At 64.1% G+C, this 18769-nt stretch carries 19 protein-coding genes; 8 read left to right on the top strand and 11 right to left on the bottom strand.

The features are described from left to right. Positions 1-8: 8 nt before the first annotated feature. A complete protein-coding gene (locus tag J1N60_RS18165) occupies positions 9-344 on the bottom strand; it encodes a 2Fe-2S iron-sulfur cluster-binding protein (protein WP_312909359.1) in 336 nt (111 codons plus the stop codon). A 142-nt stretch (positions 345-486) separates the two neighbouring features. Here J1N60_RS18165 and J1N60_RS18160 point away from each other — a divergent pair, with 142 nt between their 5' ends. Continuing rightward, positions 487-1893 (top strand): geranylgeranyl reductase family protein, encoded by a 1407-nt coding sequence (locus tag J1N60_RS18160; protein WP_312909358.1) that lies wholly within the window; start codon positions 487-489, stop codon positions 1891-1893. Between the two features lie 569 nt (positions 1894-2462). On the opposite strand, the gene J1N60_RS18155 is transcribed toward J1N60_RS18160, so the two are convergent. The 5 genes from J1N60_RS18155 to J1N60_RS18135 form a co-directional block, all read right to left on the bottom strand. Continuing rightward, the gene (locus J1N60_RS18155) at positions 2463-3119 is read right to left on the bottom strand and encodes a COG4315 family predicted lipoprotein (protein WP_312909357.1); all 657 of its coding nucleotides are present in this window, start codon (positions 3117-3119) and stop codon (positions 2463-2465) included. 98 nt (positions 3120-3217) lie between these two features. Continuing rightward, the gene (locus J1N60_RS18150; protein WP_312909356.1) at positions 3218-3520 is read right to left on the bottom strand and encodes a DUF8036 family membrane protein; all 303 of its coding nucleotides are present in this window, start codon (positions 3518-3520) and stop codon (positions 3218-3220) included. Between the two features lie 61 nt (positions 3521-3581). Further along, positions 3582-3875: a winged helix-turn-helix domain-containing protein gene (locus J1N60_RS18145; protein WP_312909355.1), complete on the bottom strand. Its 294-nt coding sequence runs from the start codon at positions 3873-3875 to the stop codon at positions 3582-3584. 74 nt (positions 3876-3949) lie between these two features. After that, positions 3950-5221 carry an amidohydrolase gene (locus tag J1N60_RS18140; protein ID WP_312909354.1) on the bottom strand — a complete coding sequence of 424 codons (1272 nt, stop codon included), beginning with the start codon at positions 5219-5221 and terminating at the stop codon, positions 3950-3952. A 137-nt stretch (positions 5222-5358) separates the two neighbouring features. Further along, positions 5359-5697 carry an uS10/mL48 family ribosomal protein gene (locus J1N60_RS18135; RefSeq protein WP_254157954.1) on the bottom strand — a complete coding sequence of 113 codons (339 nt, stop codon included), beginning with the start codon at positions 5695-5697 and terminating at the stop codon, positions 5359-5361. A gap of 110 nt (positions 5698-5807) precedes the next feature. Between J1N60_RS18135 and J1N60_RS18130 the strand changes: the two genes are divergently transcribed. Beyond that, entirely contained in the window at positions 5808-6245 is a 438-nt protein-coding gene (locus J1N60_RS18130; RefSeq protein WP_253437843.1) for a bis(5'-nucleosyl)-tetraphosphatase, read from the top strand. Positions 6246-6414: 169 nt separating this feature from the next. Beyond that, entirely contained in the window at positions 6415-7461 is a 1047-nt protein-coding gene (locus J1N60_RS18125; protein ID WP_312909353.1) for a DUF5787 family protein, read from the top strand. Between the two features lie 129 nt (positions 7462-7590). Here J1N60_RS18125 and J1N60_RS18120 read toward each other — a convergent pair whose 3' ends face one another. From J1N60_RS18120 to J1N60_RS18100, 5 genes are all read right to left on the bottom strand, one after another. Beyond that, positions 7591-7875, bottom strand: a complete 285-nt coding sequence (locus tag J1N60_RS18120) for a MarR family transcriptional regulator (RefSeq protein ID WP_312909352.1) — start codon at positions 7873-7875, stop codon at positions 7591-7593. Next, positions 7872-8120, bottom strand: a complete 249-nt coding sequence (locus J1N60_RS18115) for a hypothetical protein (protein WP_312909351.1) — start codon at positions 8118-8120, stop codon at positions 7872-7874. Before J1N60_RS18115 ends, J1N60_RS18120 begins: the two co-directional genes overlap by 4 nt. Before the next feature lie 591 nt (positions 8121-8711). Continuing rightward, positions 8712-9854 (bottom strand): acyl-CoA dehydrogenase family protein, encoded by a 1143-nt coding sequence (locus J1N60_RS18110; RefSeq protein ID WP_312909350.1) that lies wholly within the window; start codon positions 9852-9854, stop codon positions 8712-8714. A gap of 65 nt (positions 9855-9919) precedes the next feature. Continuing rightward, complete coding sequence (locus J1N60_RS18105; RefSeq protein ID WP_312909349.1) at positions 9920-11113, bottom strand: DUF7544 domain-containing protein; 1194 nt, start codon at positions 11111-11113, stop codon at positions 9920-9922. Positions 11114-11199: 86 nt separating this feature from the next. Next, entirely contained in the window at positions 11200-13467 is a 2268-nt protein-coding gene (locus tag J1N60_RS18100; protein ID WP_312909348.1) for a cation:proton antiporter domain-containing protein, read from the bottom strand. A gap of 273 nt (positions 13468-13740) precedes the next feature. Here J1N60_RS18100 and J1N60_RS18095 point away from each other — a divergent pair, with 273 nt between their 5' ends. The 5 genes from J1N60_RS18095 to J1N60_RS18075 all read left to right on the top strand — a co-directional run bounded on the left by J1N60_RS18095 (position 13741) and on the right by J1N60_RS18075 (position 18732). Next, on the top strand, positions 13741-14559 hold the full coding sequence (locus tag J1N60_RS18095; protein WP_312909347.1) for an RIO1 family regulatory kinase/ATPase domain-containing protein: 819 nt from the start codon (positions 13741-13743) through the stop codon (positions 14557-14559). Between the two features lie 160 nt (positions 14560-14719). Further along, on the top strand, positions 14720-16255 hold the full coding sequence (locus J1N60_RS18090) for an aldehyde dehydrogenase family protein (RefSeq protein ID WP_312909346.1): 1536 nt from the start codon (positions 14720-14722) through the stop codon (positions 16253-16255). A 395-nt stretch (positions 16256-16650) separates the two neighbouring features. After that, positions 16651-17025: a DUF7344 domain-containing protein gene (locus tag J1N60_RS18085; protein WP_312909345.1), complete on the top strand. Its 375-nt coding sequence runs from the start codon at positions 16651-16653 to the stop codon at positions 17023-17025. A 70-nt stretch (positions 17026-17095) separates the two neighbouring features. Then, on the top strand, positions 17096-17800 hold the full coding sequence (locus tag J1N60_RS18080) for a DICT sensory domain-containing protein (protein ID WP_312909344.1): 705 nt from the start codon (positions 17096-17098) through the stop codon (positions 17798-17800). Between the two features lie 230 nt (positions 17801-18030). Beyond that, positions 18031-18732, top strand: coding sequence for a phosphoglycerol geranylgeranyltransferase (locus J1N60_RS18075; RefSeq protein ID WP_312909343.1), 702 nt, complete (start codon positions 18031-18033; stop codon positions 18730-18732). The last annotated feature ends 37 nt before the right edge of the window (positions 18733-18769 follow it).

The raw sequence follows: 18769 nt of genomic DNA, 5'->3' as shown, positions 1-18769 counted from the left end.
TGCTCCGCTCAATCGTCCGCCGGGGCCGTATCGCTCGAGCCACCGGTTTCGAGATCGGCCTCGATGCTCGGCGGATACTTCCCACGCTCGAGTCGCAGATCAGACTGGGGTCGAGCCATGCAGGTCAGCGCGTAGTTTTCCGCCTCTTCCTCAGTCAACCCGCGGGCCGCCGGCTGAGTGACCTCGCCCTCGAGAATCTCCGCCGAACACGCCAGGCACATCCCGACGCGGCAGGAGTACTCCTGGGCGATTCCTTCCTCGAGACAGCGACTGAGAATCGTCTGCGTGTCGGAGCAGGTGATCGTCTCGCCTGTGCCGACGAATTCGACGGTGTACTCGGTCATACTGGCCGGTACGAAAGACCGTACTAAAACTCTTTATCCCTCTCTGTCGTTTTCCTCCCGACAGAATCGGGGACGGCGACACTCCAGAGCGGTCGACGGCGCACGAAAAACGTTTTCTTACCCCGGTGTGGAGAGTCGAGTTATGAGCAGCATGGAGCAGTCGGCCGCGACGACGGGCCAACGCGAGCAGTCGCCGGACGTGGTCGTCGTCGGCGCCGGCACGGCAGGGTGTTACGCCGCCGCAACCGTCGCGAAGGCGGGCTACGAGGTGATCGTCCTCGAGCGAAAATCGGAGAAAGAAGCCGGGCACATCGCCTGCGGCGACGCGCTGAAGGGCGCGGACGCGTTCCCCGAGGCGATCCCCAAGTCCCAGCTCGAGCCGGCGTTCACCAACACCGAGGTGACCCACGGTCGCTTCGAGATTCCGCACGAGGACACCGTCCTCGAGATTCCGGTCCCCGGGGAACTCGCAGTCGTCGACCGCTGGGAGTACGGCCGCCGGATCATCGAGGGGGCGAAACATGCGGGCGCGACGTTCCACTACGACACCGTCGTCCAGGACGTGATCCAGGCGGACAACGGACGGGTTACGGGCGTCCGGGCGATGTCCCGCGGCGATCCCTACACCTACGAGGCCGACATCGTGATCGACGGCGCCGGGTCGCTCTCGCTCCTGCAGGACAAGGTCGATTTCTCGGACTCGACGTTCGACACCAACGTCACCTACTCACAGTTCTGCTCGGCCTACCGGGAAATCGTCCACGTCGAGGAGCCCGTCGAGTGGAGTGACGCCCTCGTCTTCAAGCCGACCGAGCGCGCCGCGGGCTACCTCTGGTACTTCCCCCGAACGGACACTGAGATCAACGCCGGACTGGGTTTCCAGATGACCGAACAGCCGATGAAACTCGTCGAGGACCTCAAGCGCGACCTCCGGAACCGACCGGAGTTCGCCGGCGCCCGCGTCGAGGACAAACTCGGCGCCGCCCTCCCCACCCGACGACCCTACGACTCCGCGGTGCACCCCGGCTTCATGGCCGTGGGCGACGCCGCCGGCCACGTCAACCCCACCACCGGCGGCGGCATCGCCGGGGCCGCCTACGCCGGGAAATACGCCGGCGAGCAGGCCATCGAGGCGATCGAAGACGGCGACGTCAGCGAACACGCCCTCTGGGCGTACAACGAGCGCGTGATGGACCACTACGGCGCCCGCTACGCTGCTCTCGACGTCTACAACATCCTCTCGACGGCCGTCGACGTCGACGACCTCATGGGCCTGCTCGCGGCGATGCCCGGCGACAAGCTCGCCGAGGCGCTCTACTCGGGGAGTACGGACATCGGCATGAAACTCAAGCTCGAGGCGCTGGTCAAGAGCCGTGGCCACTGGGGGACGATCCTGAACCTCTACCGGACGAAGCGCCGGGCCGACGAGGTGCTCGAGCAGTACGAGGGATATCCCTCGCGACCCGACGCGCTCCCGAACTGGCAGCGCCAGCGCGACGACCTGATGGAGACGGTGTACGAGACGACGGGTGCGGATCCCAAGTACTAGAACCCACCTTTTACGCTGCGGTCTGTCACGACGGCTCGGAGCCGTCGTGACGTCCCTCGGTAAAAGCTGGACCAAAAACACTCCTCCCTCCCGTTGGTCGGTCGTCGGCCCGCTCGCTCACTTCGTTCACTCGCGGTGAACGTCGGTGTGGCGCCTGCCCTCCCCTGAAAAGCGCGTCTCTCGCCGTCGTTCGAGCCGCGCTCCCGGCCACCAGCCGCGCTCTCGGCCACGACCCACGAGCTCAGAATACGGCTGACTCGAGTGACGGGGCGTCGGTGCAGGTGGGTGCGTCTCAAATGAACCCGAGCAGGTCGAGGAGTTTGTCGAGATACCAGCCGTAGCGGTCGTCGTCGTCATCTTCGTCGGCGTCGTCCTCGCTCTCGACCCCGTTCTGTCCCTCGTCTTTTGTCATCGGCTGACACTTTCACGTCCGAATTGAATAGTCTGTGGGCGTACGGACGGGGGCGAGACCACGCCTGTAACGCGTTCAGAGACTTGATGTGGTTCGGCGCTCGGGTCTCAGGGAAGCCGTTCGATCGGCGACTCGGGTGGCCGAGGGGTACACACCGTCAGTAACCGACGCCGTCGTCATCGTCGCTATCTGAGTCATCCGTGTCGTCAGTCTCATCCGAGTTACCGTCGTCGCCAGAGCCACCACTGTCGTCCGGCCGCATCGGCGTTCCGTCGGGCTTGAGGACCCACCAGACGTCGTTGACGCCCTGGCCGTTCACGTCGCCCGGTTCTTCGTCAGAGGCGAAGTAGTACAGCGGCCAGCCGTCGGCGGCCACCTGTGTTTCCCCGTTGTTCCGCTCGAACGTGGTCAGCGTCGCGGAGACGTCGTCGCCGGCGGTGGGGTCTCCCTCCCCCTCGACTGTCAGCGGCGGCCACGCCGTGGCACAGTCGTCGTAGCAAGTGCTCGCCATCTCGTCCTGGGTATCCTGATCGAAGTTGTACAGCGTCAGTTCCTCCGGCCCGACGAGGATGTCGCCGTGGTCGGGATGGGACCGAACTCGAACCGTCGCGTCGGATTCACCTTCGTCGTCGGTCTCGTTTTCGTTCTCGCTCTCACTTTCGCTATCGTCGTCACCCGAATCGTCGCTACCGTCCGTCTGCGTCCCGTCCGTCGAATCTTCGCTTCCGCCGTCCGATTCTTCGTCGCCCAGGCAACCGGCGATCGCGACGCTCGAGCCGACGGCGAGCAGGACCGTTCGTCGTGGTATCGACATACCAAAACCGACGCCGATATGGTAGATGAGGATTTTCCGAACTCCGTCCAAAATTCGTCCCCAATCGCCCCGTCACGACCTCGTGTCCAATCGTCCCGTCAGGACCACGTGATGCGAACGAGGAAGGCCAGGGCGAGCGTCTCGAGGCCGCAGAGGAGCACCATTCCGAATTGGACGTCCGTCCCCGCGTTCACGAACCAGCCGATGTACCCCTCGTGGAGGCGGTAGAAGTACAGCCAGACCCCGTTCTGAACGAGGAGCAACGACGCGAACACGAGCAACCCGAGGGTGTGACTCGCGCCGTGTCGCCGGTAGCCCTGCACCCAGACCCAGCCCAGAGCCGCCAGTAGCACGACGTTCACCGCTGCGGCGACCCAGGCGATCGTGAACAGGGCGCTCATCTATCCCCACCTTTCCAGTCGACGGTTATCCGTGTTGTCCAAAATTGATCCATGATTGCGATTACCTCGCCTCCGAGTCCGGATCGACCGCCTCGAGAACAGTTTCGACGGTGTCCCAGTTCGACCGCACCTGCTCGGTGAACAGGTAGACGGCCGCGTAATCGTCGTCGGTTCGGCGGACGACGTTGTTCTCCATCAGGACGTCCAGGTGATGGCGAATCGTCGTGTAGTCGAACTCGAGGTCGGTCGCGAGCTGGTTGGCGTTCCGCGGACGCTCCTCGAGTGCCCTGAGGATCCTGACGCGCGTCGGACCCCCGCGAGAGCTTGCGAGGACGTACCACAGAACGTCTTCCATCTGCCTTCCGTTCTCACAGGAGTGTTGTAAAGTCGCTGGTCGCTGGAGTCTTCGCTTCGGCTCCACTGATCGGCTCAGGGCCGCTCGAGACTCACCTGCTCGATCGCACCCGTCAGGACGTCGACGCCGTGACGAAGGCTCGCCTCGTCCACGTCGAACGTCGAGGTGTGGTGGCCGCCGGGGTGATCCGTGCCGACGCCGACGTAACACGCCAGCCCGCCGTTCTGCTGGACCTCCCGCATCAGGAAGGTGGCATCCTCGCTCCCGCCGAGTTTGTCGCGCTCGAGGACCCGGTCGACGCCGTCGGTTGCGCCCGCCACTTCCGCAACGATGCCGGTGAGGGCCGCGTCGCTCGTCGCACTCGGCGCTTCCGCACCGAGTTCGATCTCGAGGTCGCAGTCGTGCATCTCGGCCGCGGACCTGAGTGCCCGCGTGGCCTTCTCGCGCATGTACTCCATGAGTTCGGTCGTCTCGCCGCGCACCTCCGCGACCAGGCGGGCCTCTTCCGCGATGATGTTCGCCGCGGAGCCGCCTTCGATGACGCCGGCGTTGACCCGCGTCTCCCCGTCGGAGTGACGCGGGATCGCGTACAGGTTCTGGACCGCCGTCGCGAGCGCCTGGTTCGCGTTGCGCCCCTCTTCCGGACGAGCGCCCGCGTGGGCCGGTTCGCCGTGGAACGTCGCCTCGAGGTGGGAAACGGCGAGGAAGCCGTCGATCCCGGCGACGATTTCGCCCGTCGGGTGGTCGAGCCCGATGTGCATCGCCAGCAGGTAGTCGACGTCCGCGAGGTGATCGCTCTTTGCCATCGCCTTCCCGCCGCCGATGACCTCCTCGGCTGGCTGGAAGAACACCTTTAAAGTCCCCTGAAAGTCGCTCTCGGCGACGGCGTCGAGCACGCCGATGCCGATCGTCGCGTGGGCATCGTGCCCGCAGGCGTGCATGGCCTCGTGTTCGGATCGGAACCCGTCGGCCGCGGGTTTGTGATCCTCATCGTCGGCTTCGATCCGCGGGAGGCCGTCGATGTCGACCCGGAGGCCGACCGTCGGGCCCTCGCCTTTCTCGAGGACGGCGACGGCGCCCGTGTAGCCGCCCTCGAGCGAGGCCAGTACGTCGGGATCGACGTCGTACTCGCGGGCCTGTTCGTACCAGGCGTCGATCTCGCTATCCTCGGGCAGTGCCAGGCGGTGGTCGCCGTTTATGGCTTCGGGTCCCACGTACAGGTCGAGGTCGGCCTCGAGGGACTCGAGGGCCTCGACGATTCGCGCGGTGGTGTAAAATTCCCGCCAGGCGGGCTCGGGTTTCCGGTGGAGGTCTCGACGGAGCGAGACGAGTTCGTCGTCGTGCATACGACCCTCTTCTCGGGAACAGTAAAAGGATTGATGAACGCGGCGATGTGCGTGTGAGTCAGAATTAGAACGACGACGAGAACGACGGCGAGACCGCGACGACTCCCATCGGAAATCGGAACCGGCGAAGACGACGCTCAGCTCCGGCCCTGACCGACGCCCCGGACCTGTTCGACTTCGGCCTCGATGTGCACCGAATCGGGGAAATTCTGCGAGGCGATGTTCCGGGCGAGATTGTCGTGGCCGTGAATCTCGAGTTCGCGGGTGAAGACGGTGTAGGTCCACGCAGAAAAGCGCCGGTCGTCGTCCGCGTGGAGTCGGCGGTGCTGTGGAACGGTGTACTTTTCCGGCGGGTGGGAGTGTGGTCCCTTCAGCGCGGCTCCTTTCTTCTCGGCGGTTGCCTTGATGTCCTCGACGATGCCGTCCAGGGCGGCCCGGTCCCCACTCTGGAGTCTGAGACGGGTGACGAAGGTCATGGTTGTATTATGCACTACTCCACGATGGGGACAGAAAAAGGTGCTGAGTCGCGTTCACCGGAGACGAACAGTCCGATATTCTCTTAACGTCCGGCCTGCTATTTCTGGCAATGGCAGTCGAAGCTACGAGCGCAGGCGCGATCCTCTTCCGCGACACGCGGGGCCGGCGCGAGTATCTTCTACTCAAGAGCCGCCCGGGCGACTGGGAGTTTCCGAAGGGCGGTGTCGAGGGAGAGGAAGAACTACAGCAGACGGCGATCCGCGAAATCAAGGAAGAGGCAGGTATCGAACAGTTCAGACTACTCGACGGCTTCCGCGAGGACTACGACTACGTCTTCGAGGCGAACGGGAAGACGATACACAAGACCGTCCACCTCTTCGTCGCAAAGTCGTTCGAAGCGAGTGCGGAGCTCTCGAGAGAGCACCGGGATCTCCAGTGGCGTGACTACGAGCAGGCGGTCAACACGGTCACCCAGGACGGGCCCCGCGAGATCCTCGAGCAGGCCCACGTCTACCTCGACGATCTCGAGGAAGACGGCGAGATTTAGGTCTCGCTGAGACGCCATCGAGAGCCGCCACGAAGAGCGGTTGCGCATCTCCGAGAACCGTTCAGCCACTCCGTAACCGTTCAGCGGCACGTTCGTCTGGCGACTCCGGTGTCCGCCAGCCACGGCTCGAGTAACGAGCGTTTTTGATCCCCGACCTCCTACGACGGCCGTGAACCGGGTCGCGACCGAGAGTGAGAGCGAGTTCCACTTCGAACTGCGGACCTGCCGCTGGGCCGAACGCGAATGGGCGCCAGACTCGAGCGACGCCGCCGTCCTGGTCGCCCGGCAACTCGGCACGAAGCGGCGCCGCTGGGACACCATCGTCCTCGAGTGTGATCCCGACGCGCTCCGCCATCGCGCGAAGTTCGGCGAGAAACGCCTCGACGGCGATTTGCTCCACGTCCTCCGAAATGCGCCCGAGAGGTGGACGTACTACCGCGACTGCCTCCCCGACCCTGGCTATCCGTGGCGCTACGTCCGCGAGTCGATCCACGAGGCCGACGACCGCGGAATTCTCGAGACGCGCCGGAACGGCAACCGCATCGAGATCCGACGCACGTGGCCCTACCGCGAGTGGGTCCGCCGAATCGTCGCCATCGAGAACAAGCCGGACCTCGACGCGAGCGCCGCACGCGCCCTGCGCCCGCAACTCGAGTACGACGTGGCGATGGCGCTGGCCGACGAGGTGTGGGTGGCCACTCGAAAAACGGGCGAACGGATCGAACCGGCTCTGCTCGAGCGCCTGCCAGTCGAGGCAGGCATCCTGACGCTCGATCCCGACTCGCTCGAAAACGAGGTGGCGTGGTATCCCCGGCGCCTCGACGTCGACGGGCCGGGAACGCGCATCCTGGAACGACCGGCGGGCGGCCCTCGAGATGCGTCGCCGGCACAGTTCGAGTACGTCGATCCCGAAGCCAAGTCTCGAAAACGGCTCGAGATCGCCGAGCGCGCGTACGAACGCGGCTGGCGGTCGTTCGTCGACACGATGCGTTCCGACTGTCGGCACTTCGAGTTACGGTCGGCGGGCCAGCTCCTGCCGTGGTGCGCGGCAAAGGGGTGCTGTCAGACGGCCGTGGAGTGTAGCAGTCGCTGTTCGCACGTCGAGCCCGAACCGCCGGCGTGGCGGACCCGCGGCTGGCCGATCGAGGGTGGGCCCGGCAAACGAGCGAAGGCACTGCTCGAGGAGCGGCGACGACGACGGCGCCCCGAGCTGTGAGCCGTCGTGTGTGGCCTGGATGCGGATAGCCCTCGAGTGGCACGAATTGGTATCACTGGTCGCGACTCCAGACTCGCTACTCGAGGAGTGTCACCGATGCCGGCTCAGAATGGGTCTTCATTCGACGCACTACGGCCGTGGTGAACGGACCGACGTCGCGTCGAACTCCCCGAGGAGGTACGCTTGCCCGCGATCGGTAATCCGATACCGCATCGCGTCGGAAGCGACCAGCCCAGCGTCCTCGAGCGTCTCGAGTCGCTTGTCGACGTAGTCGAGTCGGAGCGCGATTCCGAGATCGTTCAGTTCGTCTCGGATGTCTCGAGGGCGACACCGATCGGCCGTACAGAGCAGTTCGAGTATTCGCTCGTCGTTCTTCGACATCCACTCGCCCTGCTTCCTGACGGCGATCGTCATGGGCCGACCACCGTCCGACGCTCCGGCGTCCGCGTCAGTTCGTGGAAGTGTTCGTCACAGAGACACGGGACGTCGCCGTCCTCGAGTACGCTCGTCGAGACCAGCGACTGATCCCGGGTCTCTATCTGGGAGAGATACCGCGGGAGAGAGATCTGGCCGTCGCGTCGACAGAGTTCGCACTCGGTGCCGTCTCGGCGACTCGCGTACTGAAGCGTCTTGCCGAATTCGTCTTTCTCGCAGTTCATACACAGCCGACCGATTTCTGCGCCGCTGTATAGATCGATCGCAGCCCTGTTGTACCCTGCCTCATTCCCACATATTACACAATTCATACATGATCCCTGTTTCACCTTCCGGGAAAACGAGTTAAGCACCAATTTCACTTAAAGGAGGCTAGCGAGGCGAAATTGAACAAATTTGTACGTTTGTAGAGGTATTCATATGTGGTATCGATGCACACACGTCTATCGATTTCGAGTCAGAAGACGAGCGGTTCACGTCCAGACTATTACATGTTCACTTTATGGTGGTGTCTCGGTACTCGCGAGAGCAGTGACGCCGAAGTCCGCTACGTCTGGCGGTTTCTCGCTGTTCGTCCAGTAGAAAGTTTGGTTCAACAACCCGACGTGTGTCGATTTGAACGTTTTATATACCCCTTCGTTTCGTGTACTCGCTTGGCATCCGTCCGATTGTCTGTTCTGTGACCGGACGGCTCGTTTCCTCGCACAGAAAACCTCGACAATAGATCGTTACCTTTGGTGAAACCAATTTTTCGGGACGGGTGAATACCCGATCGAGTGATGTTAGAGTGACCGAGCGACGTCGACGCTCGGGCCCTACAGCCCGATTTCGCGACCGATCACGAGGTGCTGAATCTCGCTGGTTCCCTCGCCGATCTCCATCAGTTTCGCGTCGCGGTAGAAGCGCTGGGGCGCGAAATCAGTCGTGTAGCCGTAGCCGCCCAGCACCTGGACGGCGTCCTCGGCGACCTTCCGGGCGGCCTCGCTGGCATCGAGTTTGGCGAGGGCCGACTCCTTCGTCACCGACTGCCCGTTGTCGTACCGACTGGCGGCCTTGTGAGTCAACAGCCGGGCACGCTCGGTCTTGCGGTGCATGTCGACGAGTTTGTCCCGGATCGCGTCGAACTTGCAGATCGGTTTGCCGAACTGTTCGCGCTCTTTACTGTACGCGTGGGCGTGTTCGTAAGCCCCCTGGGCGAGCCCCGTCGAGATGGCCGCGATGGAGATGCGGCCGCCATCAAGGGTCTTCTTCGTCTGGTCCCAGCCCTCGCCGACCTCGCCGAGGAGGCGGTCCTCGGGGACGCGAACATCGTCGAGGGAGATTTCGCAGGTCGGGGAGGCGTTGAGCCCCATCTTGTCCCACACCGTCGTCACCTCGAAGCCGTCGTCTTCCTCGGGGTCGACGATGAACGTCGAGATGCCGTCGTAGCCCGCCCCGGGGTCCGTCACGGCCTTCACGAGCACCGACCCCGCGACGCTCGCGTTCGTGATGAACTGTTTGGTACCGTTGAGCACCCACTCGTCGCCCTCTTTTACGGCTCGAGTGTCCATGTCAGACGCGTCGGAGCCGCTGCCGGGCTCGGTGAGCGCCCACCCACCGAGGTACTCGCCCTCCGCGAGCGGGCGGAGCCAGCGCTCTTTCTGTTCTTCGGTACCGAATAGCTCGAGCGGCTTCGAGGCGAGCGAGGTGTGTGCGACGTACGAGAGCGCGACCGAGCCCGACACCCGGCCGAGTTCCTCGGCAACCACGGCGTACATCAGTGTGTCGCCGCCGAGTCCACCGTACTCCTCGGAGATGGGGACGCCCATCACGTCGAGTTCGCCGAGCTGGGCGAAGATTTCCTCGGGGAACCGGTGTTCGTCCTCGATCTCCTGGGCGATCGGCTCGATTTCCTCCTCGCAAAACTCCCGGACGGTGTCCCGGATCATCCGGTGCTCGTCGGGCAGATCGAACTCCATGCGCAATACTTGCCGACCGGCGAAATAAACGCTCCGAAGACCAGCGGGGTGGCGGACGTTGCGGGCTACCAGCCGCGGTCGCGATTCTGGTCGCGGTCCTGGTCGCCGCCTCGGTCCTCGTCGCCCTCACTTTCGCTGTCGAATCGCCAGCCGTCGTCGTCGGCATCGTCGTCCCACGAACTCGAGTCGTTCCAGTCGTCGCCGTCGGATCCGCCGTTCGAGTCGGGACCGGAGCTGGGTCCGACCGGTCCGCCCGTCCGAGCCGCGCTCCGGCGCTCGGGGATCAGATCGAGGTCCGGGTTCGTGTCGCCGAGCAGGAGGAAGCCGTAATACCGGAAGTACGAGTCGATGGGAACGCGGAGCACGAGCGCGGCCAGGAAGATACAGAGGAGACCGACGATACCGACGAGGACCGCGAGGTAGATGGCCGGGCCGCCGACGACGACGAAGATCGCCCCGACGACCACGAACGGAATCGCGACGACCACGGCCACGATGGCGGCCAGGATCCCATAGCCGAAGCTCACTACGAGCTGCAGGATCCACACAAGGATCACGTAGACGGCGTACTCCGCCAGGTTCGATCGAAGCGTCGGCAGGAATCGGCTCCAGCCGGCGAGCACGCCGCGGTCCTCGAGCACCATGATCTGGGTGACGAAGATCGTGGTGAAGCGACTGACGAGCGCGTACGCGAGCCCCAGGACGATCGCGCCGAAGACGTACAGGGCGCCGAGGGCGGCGAGTCCCGCCGAGAACTCGGTCGCGCTCGCCACCACGAACCAGATCGGGACGAGGAGGGGAACGAGTACCGCGAGCAGCAAGGCGAGTCGAAAGCCGAATAGCCGCAGGCCGTCCCCGAGGTGGTTCCGTGCGTACTGCCTGACCTGGACGGCGTCCGTTCGGAGCGATTCGATGAAGACGAACTCCATGATCGATCCGACGAGCACGTAGAGGAGCCAGAGGAGGAACAGGGCGACGACGAGGGCGGCGACGGCGTATAACACGGTCTCGAACGGAGGACCGTCGGTGACTTGCGACTCATACTCGGCCTTGAGGTCGGCGAGGGAGTCGATGTCGGTACCAGTCGCCTCCTCCGGTGCGGTGTCCGTGCCGGTCGAGGGCGCACCCGGTCCACCGAAGGTAGCCCCTCCGATGAAAAACAGGACGAGCGCCAATTTGAGCCACGTGCCGGCATTGATCGGCGTCAGTCGGTCTCGTGTGACGTCGATCGCATCGCCGAGATTATCAATCGCGTGCATGGTTTTCTGGAATTACGATTCGAGGCCGTAAAATACTGCGGTATTCGAGCGAAGAAGGGCCAGACTCCTCCGGTGCTGCTACGCTTTCACAGCGAACTGAGCACGGCGACCGGACAGGGAGCGTTCTGTATGACGTGCTCGACGTTCGGTCCGAGGAAGGCTCGACCGGAGATCGGTCGCGTATTCGATCCCATCACGATTACGTCGGTCCCGTTTCGACGGGCAATTTCAACGAGCTTCGCACCGGGATCGTCCGATACCGCAACTGTCGTCACCACCTTCGCCCCGAGTTGCCTGCCCAGTTCCGCCTCACGGTCGACGATCCGGCCCCCGACCTCGATCTCGCTCGAGAGGTTCGGATCGGCCGCAAACTGGTCGTTCGACTGCGGCCTATCGACGACGTGGACGACTTCGACCAGCGCGCTCTCTTCGGCCGCGATGGTAAACGCCAGTTCGGCGGCGTGTCGACTGGAGAGCGTGCCGACGGTCGGTAGGAGGATGCGGCGAATCGGCTCGTCGATCCGATCGGGTACTCGATCCATCGAGTACGGCGTGCTGACGACCATCGCTGGACACGGCGTCCGCTGGACGACCCGATCGACCGTCTCGCTGTACAGTGGTTCGCCGGGGTAGCCGCCGAGGCTTCGCTCGCCGAGGACGACGAGATCGTAGCCCACGTTGACCTCCTCGAGAATCGCATTCGACACGCTCGCGTCGGTCCGTCTGGTGAGGCGTCTGGGCTGGCGGTCCTGCTCGCCGAGGCGCGTCTCGACTCGAGAGAAGACGCGACCGATTTCGTCTGACCCCGTTGGCGTCGGCACCGTTTCGGACGACTCGTCTCCGCCGCGGGCGTAGTGACCAGGTCGGAGCCACCCCGGAAAGCCAGCCCGCTCACGGGTTCGTCTCGATTCGTCGGCCGGGTTCACACAGAGCAGATCGAGTTCGACGTCGAGAGTTCGAATTAGCGATCCGATCAGACGGGCGGCGTACTGGGTGTCCGCGCCGCCCTGGGTCGGCAACAGGATTCGAGTGAGGCTGTTGACGAAACTCTCCTGTAAGTACTGTTCGCGCTCGAGGCGCGTTCGTTCTTCCTCGCGCATTTCGATCTTCGGGATCGACCAGCGCATGATCGCCGGTGCCATCAGCGACGTCGCGATGGCGACCATCACGATGATGCTGTACATGTTCGTCGTCAGGATACCGAGACCGAGGCCGATGGTGGCGACGATGATCTCCATCGCGCCCCGGGCGTTCATCCCGCCGCCGATGGTCACGCCTTCCCACCGCGAGAGTCCGGCCAACCCGGAGACGCCCATGATCCCGGCGAACTTGCCGAAACAGGCCACGGCAAGGACGACGAGCCCGACACCGAGGACCGCCGGATCCGCCAGGGCGACGAGGTCCATTCGAAGACCGGCGATGGCGAAAAACAGCGGCGCGAAAATGGAGAGGGTAATCGTCTCGAACGCGTGACGAAGCTGGTAAGTGAACCGTTTGACCTGTCCGACCAACACCCCCACGACGAATGCACCGAGGATTGCCTCGAGCCCCAGGTACTGTGTAATCGCCCCTGCGGCGAGTGCGAAGATCATCAGCGTCGACAGCAGGGCGGTGTCGCTCCCGAGGACGTTGTCGACCCACCTGATCGCGCCGGCGACGAGGGGACGACCGACGACGAACGCGAGGCCGAGGAAGACCAGTACCGACAGAACGGTCGTCAGTGCCGAACTGAGGTCGACCACACCGGTTCGGGCGAGTCCGGCGACGGTCGCCAGGAGGATCCAGCCGATCGTATCGTCGACCATGCCGGCGGCGAGGATCAGCTGGCCGATGTCGCGGCGGATGGCGCCGAGTTCGATGAGTACTTTCGCGATGACTGGGATGGCGGAGATGCTCATCGCCGTGGCGATGAACAGGCTGAATACGAGGCGCTGGTCGGGAGCGGCGATGAACGGAGCCGGAAGCACCCATCCCAGCGCGAACCCCGTCGAAAACGGGACGACGATACCGCCGAGCGAGAGTATCACGGCGGTTCGCCCCTTGCTGACGATGAGGTCGATGTCCGTCTCGAGGCCCGTCACGACCAGCAGCATGATGAGCCCGATCCAGGAGATGATTTCGAGGAGGTGAAACTGGCTCTCCGAAACCGCGAACACCGACTCGTAGACACTGGGGACGACCAGGCCGAGCAGGGAGGGGCCGAGAACGACACCGGCCAGGAGTTCGCCGACGACTGCGGGCTGACCGATCGAACTGAAGGCCTCGCTGAGAACCCTGGCGACCAAGAGCAACAGCGTAAGCTGAACGATGACGAGAAGTAGTTCGTGATGCCCGATCGGGTCGATAGCCTCCATGGATTCGGTTCGGACGGTCACTGACGTCGCCGTCTCGTCACGTAATCCGCTGCGAGGGTACTTCGAACCACAGTGCTCGAGCCCGTGATATAATTGAGACGCTACAGTTCTCGCTGAGAGCCTTGAGACCGGACGGGTGTCTCGGCAGCGGTCGGCCGATCGGGGGTCGGTCGACGTGACAATCGGGACGGTGAACCTGTTCGTCCTCGATAAGCCGGTGACGGTCTACCGAGTCCGGGAGGCATTTATGATCGTCGCGTCTGTATTTCCGGTATGGACATCCGCCAGCTCGCTCGCGGGACGGTCGAGTGGGATCGACTCGAGCGAGTCGTCCGGACCCTGGCGGATCGATACGACCTCGCGGACGTTCGCGTCGACTTCTTCGAGGCCAACAACTGGCTCTCGACGCCGTGCGTGCTCGACGACGAGTACTTCGTCAAGATCGTCTCGCGACAGAACGCCCTCGTCCACGGGCTGTTGACCACCGGGCGCAACGTCGGCGCGTTCTCCTCGGGAACGGAGGGCTTTTTCGACCGATTCGAGACGCCCCGCGAGATGGTCGAACACGAGTTCGAGGCGACCCGTCGAATGCGCGAGATCGGTCTCAACGCACCGCGTCCGATCGACGCCTTCGAGGTCAACGGCCTCGGCGTCCTCGTCCTCGAGTTCCTCCCCGACTTTCGAACGCTCGACGAACTCACGGACGACGAGATCCGCGACGTCTCCTCGACGCTGTTCGAGATGCTCCGGACGCTTCACGACCACGGGCTCGCCCACGGCGACCTCCGCGCGGAGAACGTCCTCTTGCTCGAGGGGGATCTCTACTTCATCGACGCGACGAGCGTGAACGAGGGCCGGGTTCGCGAGACGAGAGCGTACGACCTCGCGTGTGCGCTCGCGATGCTCGAGCCGCGAATCGGGGCTCGAGATGCCGTCTACGCAGCCGCCAGCGTGTACGACGCCGAAACGCTGCTGTCGGCGCGGTCTTTCCTCGACTTCGTCAGGTTGCGCCCGGATCACGAGTTCGACTCGACGCAGTTGCGAAGCGAGGTCGAGAAGGTCGCCGACATCGGGTATCCCGGCGACGACTGACGACGTGTCGTGGCCGGGTTCCGCCGCTCGAGAGTCGTCGGCGAGCAGCCGCCAGGTACCACCCATTCACCCACCCACTCTCGCCGGCCTCGGCGCAGACTCGATCGGTCGCCTCGAGTAGCAGGCTTTTTCATACCGCTCGGCGAAAATATTGCCGAGCATGAGTCAAGACGACCCTTCGCAGACGTACGGCCACTACGTGGGTGGCGAGTGGACCGACGGGACCGGCGACGACACCTTCGGGAGCGAGAACCCGGCGACGGGCGAGACGCTCGCCGAGTTCCACCGCGGAACCGAGGCCGACGTCGACGCCGCGCTCGAGGCCGCCGACGAGGCGTTCGACGAGTGGCGGGAACTCTCCTACATCGACCGCGCAGAGTACCTCTGGGACATCTACCACGAGCTGCGCGACCGAACCGACGAACTCGCCGAAATCGTCACGAAGGAGTGTGGCAAGGAAATCTCCGAGGGACGTGCCGACGTCGTCGAGGCCTACCACATGGTCGAGTGGGCCGCGGGCAACGCCCGTCACCCGCACGGGGACGTCGTCCCGAGCGAGGTCGGCGCGAAGGACGCCTACATGCGCCGCAAGCCGCGGGGCGTCATCGGCTGCATCACCCCGTGGAACTTCCCGGTCGCCATCCCGTTCTGGCACATGGCCATCGCGCTGGTCGAGGGCAACACCGTCGTCTGGAAGCCCGCCGAGCAGACGCCGTGGTGCGGCCAGATCATCGCCGAGATGATGGAAGACGCCGGCGTCCCCGAGGGCGTCTTCAACATGGTCCAGGGCTTCGGCGACGCCGGGGCCTCGATCGTCGACGACTCCCGGGTCGACACCGTCCTCTTTACGGGCTCCGCCGAGGTCGGCCACGAAATCGCCGGCAAGGTCGGCGGCGAACCCGGCAAGCTCGCGGCCTGCGAGATGGGCGGCAAGAACGGGATCGTCATCACGGAGAACGCCGATCTCGACATCGCCGTCCACTCGGCGGTCATGTCGAGCTTCAAAACCACCGGCCAGCGCTGCGTCTCGAGCGAGCGCCTGATCGTCCACGAGGAGGTCTACGACGAGTTCAAGGAGCGCTACGTCGAACTCGCAGAGAGCGTCGCCGTCGGCGACCCGCTCGACGAGAACACGTTCATGGGCCCGGCGATCGAACCGGAACACGTCGAGAAGATTCACAAACACAACGAGTTGGCGGAGAAGGAGGGCGCCGAGGTCCTAGTCGACCGCGCCGACCTCGAGGCCGACGAGATCCCCGACGGTCACGAGGACGGCAACTGGGTCGGCCCGTTCGTCTACGAGATCGAGTACGACACCGACCTGCGCTGTCTGAAAGAGGAGTGTTTCGGTCCCCACGTCGCCCTGCTGAAGTACTCGGGTGACATCGAGGAGGCCGTCGAGATCCACAACGACACGCCCTACGGACTCGCGGGCGCGATCATCTCCGAGGACTACCGCCAGATCAACTACTTCCGCGACCGCGCCGAAATCGGGCTGGCGTACGCCAACCTGCCGTGTATCGGCGCGGAGGTCCAGCTCCCCTTCGGTGGCGTCAAGAAGTCCGGAAACGGCTACCCCTCCGCCCGCGAGGCCATCGAGGCCGTCACCGAGCGCACCGCCTGGACGCTGAACAACTCGAAAGAGATCCAGATGGCCCAGGGGCTCTCGGCGGACATCACGACCCAGGACGACTAGTGCTGTTCCAGACCTGAACTGCCTGGTGAAACCGGATTCGGATACCGGTTTCATCCCACAGTCGACGCTCGGGAGAGGACGAGCGACTCGTCTGACCGAACGAAAGCGTCGAACTGACGGCGCCTCTCTATTCTCACCCACGAATCGGCGAGGGAATGAGCCGTCAAAGCCCTTCTCGAGGCCGGTTTCGGGTCCTGTGCGCGTTGCAGTATAATTTACGTGTCTCGTTTACGTGTACGACCGAGAACGTCACGCGTGGCGGGGAAATCGCTTATTGCGCGTCGTACTGTAATGTTCGCGTATTAACAGGCCGCGTGACCCCTGGCGTCCACAGAACAGCCTGGCGAATAATGGTCGAGCACTGATCCACGCTCGCACTCGACGCCGGTGAATACATGCCCGAAGACGAACCCGCAATAGACGAGGAGGACTACGTCGAAACGGCACCATTACTGGCCAGTGATTCGTTTTATCGGGCGCTCTCTGAACGCCCGCGCCGGCGCGTGCTTTATTACCTGCTCGAGCGCGAGGAGTGTTCGGTCGACGAACTGGCGGACGTCCTCGCCGGGTGGGAGACGACGACCGAAACGATGGTCGCTCCCGACCGACGGCGCCAGCACGAACTCTCGCTGGTCCACAGACACCTTCCCCTGCTCTCGGATGCCGGGCTGGTAGCGTACGACAACGAGAGCGGAGAGGTCTCGCTCGCGACCGTTCCGGAGCCGGCGAAGGCGCTCGTCCGTCGCGCGATCGAAGCCGAGACCGCGTAGTCGTCGGAATGTCACCGTCGCCCCTCGAGCGGCCGATTTCGGAACCCACCACCAGCACCATCAACGGCCCATGCTCGATACCTACATCGAAGCGGTCGAACGCCGACGCAAGTGGCTCACCGTCTACAGCGACGCGGACGCGACGGACCTCTCGGACCGACTCGCCGCGCGAAACGTGACGGTCGTCCACCGCAAACTGCCGCCTCACGGACCGTCGCCGTTCGTCACTATCTACGACGGAGAGACGTTCGTCGGCGCAATCGGACTCGAGACACTGGAGCAACTGCTCGAGCCGCCGGTAATTCGCCCGACGGATCGGACGGGCCTGTCCGAGGGGTACCGCGCACTCCTCGAGGTGCTCGAGGAGACGCTGTTTACCGCCCTCGATCGCCGACAGCTGCTGGCTACCAGCCGCGAGATCGAGGACCGTGCCTTCCGGATGGGCCGGGGGACGCTACGCGTCGGTTTCCAGCGGCTGTCGGCCTTCGAGCACCAGGTGCCGCTCTACCGACGACTCGGCGAGGAAACCAACCTCGAAGTGCACGTCTACGGCCGCCCGGACTGGGAGCCGCCGTCGCTCGAGAACGTACGTTACCACCGGGACGAAGCGGGCGCCCTCGCCCCGTTCTGGTGTCTGGCGTTCGACGGCGGCGAGGACCCGATGCAGGCGTGTGCGCTCGTGGCCCGCGAACGCGAGTCGGGATTTCTCGGGTTCTGGACGTACGACCCCGGCCTGGTCGGAGAGATCCTGGAGGCGCTCGAGGCCGTCGAATAGGGTGCTCGAATCCCTCGAATAGTCGTTCGTATCGGTGGCGTGAGGTCCAGTCAGCGTCGATGAGAGATTCACTATATTTTCTATAGTTTAGGGCACTGTCTCTATAGAATCGCCTGATCGATCAACGACTACGATCGGGAACCGCCGACGGTTCGCTGATCAGGTGCCCGAAGCCGACGGAGAGCCGCCGATTCGCAGAACTTTTGCTCGAGACCGAGAAACGGGTCGGTATGACTGCACCCTGGGCGGACTGGAACCACATCCTCAAACTCGATCCCGACAAGGACCTACCCGAGGGCGTGACCTACGGCGACCTCTGTGCGACCGGCACCGACGCCATCGAAGTCGGCGGGACGATGGGGATGACCGAAGAGAACATGACGGCCGTCATCGAGGCCTGCGCCGAGCACGACGTGCCCCTCTACCAGGAGCCCTCGAACCCGAGCGTCGTCGTCGAGAACGACGGCCTCGAGGGCTACCTCATCCCGACGGTCTTCAACGCCGGGTCACCGTTCTGGATCACCGGCGCCCACAAGGAGTGGGTCCGCCTGGAGGGCGACCTCGAGTGGGATCGAACGTACATGGAGGCCTACATCGTCATGAACCCGGAGGCGGACGTCGCCACGTTGACGGAGGCCGACTGTGACCTTGCAGCGGACGACGTGGCCGCCTACGCTACCATCGCCGAGCAGATGTTCGGCCAGGAAATCGTCTACGTCGAGTACTCGGGCACCTACGGCGAGGAGTCGGTCGTCGAGGCGGCCGCGGAGAGCCTCGAGGAATCGGCGCTGTTCTACGGCGGCGGCATCCACGACTACGACTCGGCACACCGGATGGCCACCCACGCAGACGTGATCGTCGTCGGCAACCTCGCACACGACGAGGGCGTGGACGCAGTTCGCGAGACGGTAAAAGCGGCGAACGACGCCTGATCGGCGGACGGTGATCGTCCTCGAGTCACGTTCCCTC

Origin of the sequence: Natronosalvus caseinilyticus, from assembly GCF_017357105.1 — an archaeon.
Lineage (GTDB): Archaea > Halobacteriota > Halobacteria > Halobacteriales > Natrialbaceae > Natronosalvus > Natronosalvus caseinilyticus.
The sequence above is the reverse complement of the archived record's forward strand: the minus strand, read 5'-3'. Positions and strand labels throughout refer to the sequence as shown.

Coding starts and splice junctions, on each gene's coding strand:
- J1N60_RS18165 (WP_312909359.1), bottom strand. CDS start 344: ATGACCGAGTACACCGTCGAATTCGTCGGCACAGGCGAGACGATCACC.
- J1N60_RS18160 (WP_312909358.1), top strand. CDS start 487: ATGAGCAGCATGGAGCAGTCGGCCGCGACGACGGGCCAACGCGAGCAG.
- J1N60_RS18155 (WP_312909357.1), bottom strand. CDS start 3,119: ATGTCGATACCACGACGAACGGTCCTGCTCGCCGTCGGCTCGAGCGTC.
- J1N60_RS18150 (WP_312909356.1), bottom strand. CDS start 3,520: ATGAGCGCCCTGTTCACGATCGCCTGGGTCGCCGCAGCGGTGAACGTC.
- J1N60_RS18145 (WP_312909355.1), bottom strand. CDS start 3,875: ATGGAAGACGTTCTGTGGTACGTCCTCGCAAGCTCTCGCGGGGGTCCG.
- J1N60_RS18140 (WP_312909354.1), bottom strand. CDS start 5,221: ATGCACGACGACGAACTCGTCTCGCTCCGTCGAGACCTCCACCGGAAA.
- J1N60_RS18135 (WP_254157954.1), bottom strand. CDS start 5,697: ATGACCTTCGTCACCCGTCTCAGACTCCAGAGTGGGGACCGGGCCGCC.
- J1N60_RS18130 (WP_253437843.1), top strand. CDS start 5,808: ATGGCAGTCGAAGCTACGAGCGCAGGCGCGATCCTCTTCCGCGACACG.
- J1N60_RS18120 (WP_312909352.1), bottom strand. CDS start 7,875: ATGACGATCGCCGTCAGGAAGCAGGGCGAGTGGATGTCGAAGAACGAC.
- J1N60_RS18115 (WP_312909351.1), bottom strand. CDS start 8,120: ATGAACTGCGAGAAAGACGAATTCGGCAAGACGCTTCAGTACGCGAGT.
- J1N60_RS18110 (WP_312909350.1), bottom strand. CDS start 9,854: ATGGAGTTCGATCTGCCCGACGAGCACCGGATGATCCGGGACACCGTC.
- J1N60_RS18105 (WP_312909349.1), bottom strand. CDS start 11,113: ATGCACGCGATTGATAATCTCGGCGATGCGATCGACGTCACACGAGAC.
- J1N60_RS18100 (WP_312909348.1), bottom strand. CDS start 13,467: ATGGAGGCTATCGACCCGATCGGGCATCACGAACTACTTCTCGTCATC.
- J1N60_RS18095 (WP_312909347.1), top strand. CDS start 13,741: ATGGACATCCGCCAGCTCGCTCGCGGGACGGTCGAGTGGGATCGACTC.
- J1N60_RS18090 (WP_312909346.1), top strand. CDS start 14,720: ATGAGTCAAGACGACCCTTCGCAGACGTACGGCCACTACGTGGGTGGC.
- J1N60_RS18085 (WP_312909345.1), top strand. CDS start 16,651: ATGCCCGAAGACGAACCCGCAATAGACGAGGAGGACTACGTCGAAACG.
- J1N60_RS18080 (WP_312909344.1), top strand. CDS start 17,096: ATGCTCGATACCTACATCGAAGCGGTCGAACGCCGACGCAAGTGGCTC.
- J1N60_RS18075 (WP_312909343.1), top strand. CDS start 18,031: ATGACTGCACCCTGGGCGGACTGGAACCACATCCTCAAACTCGATCCC.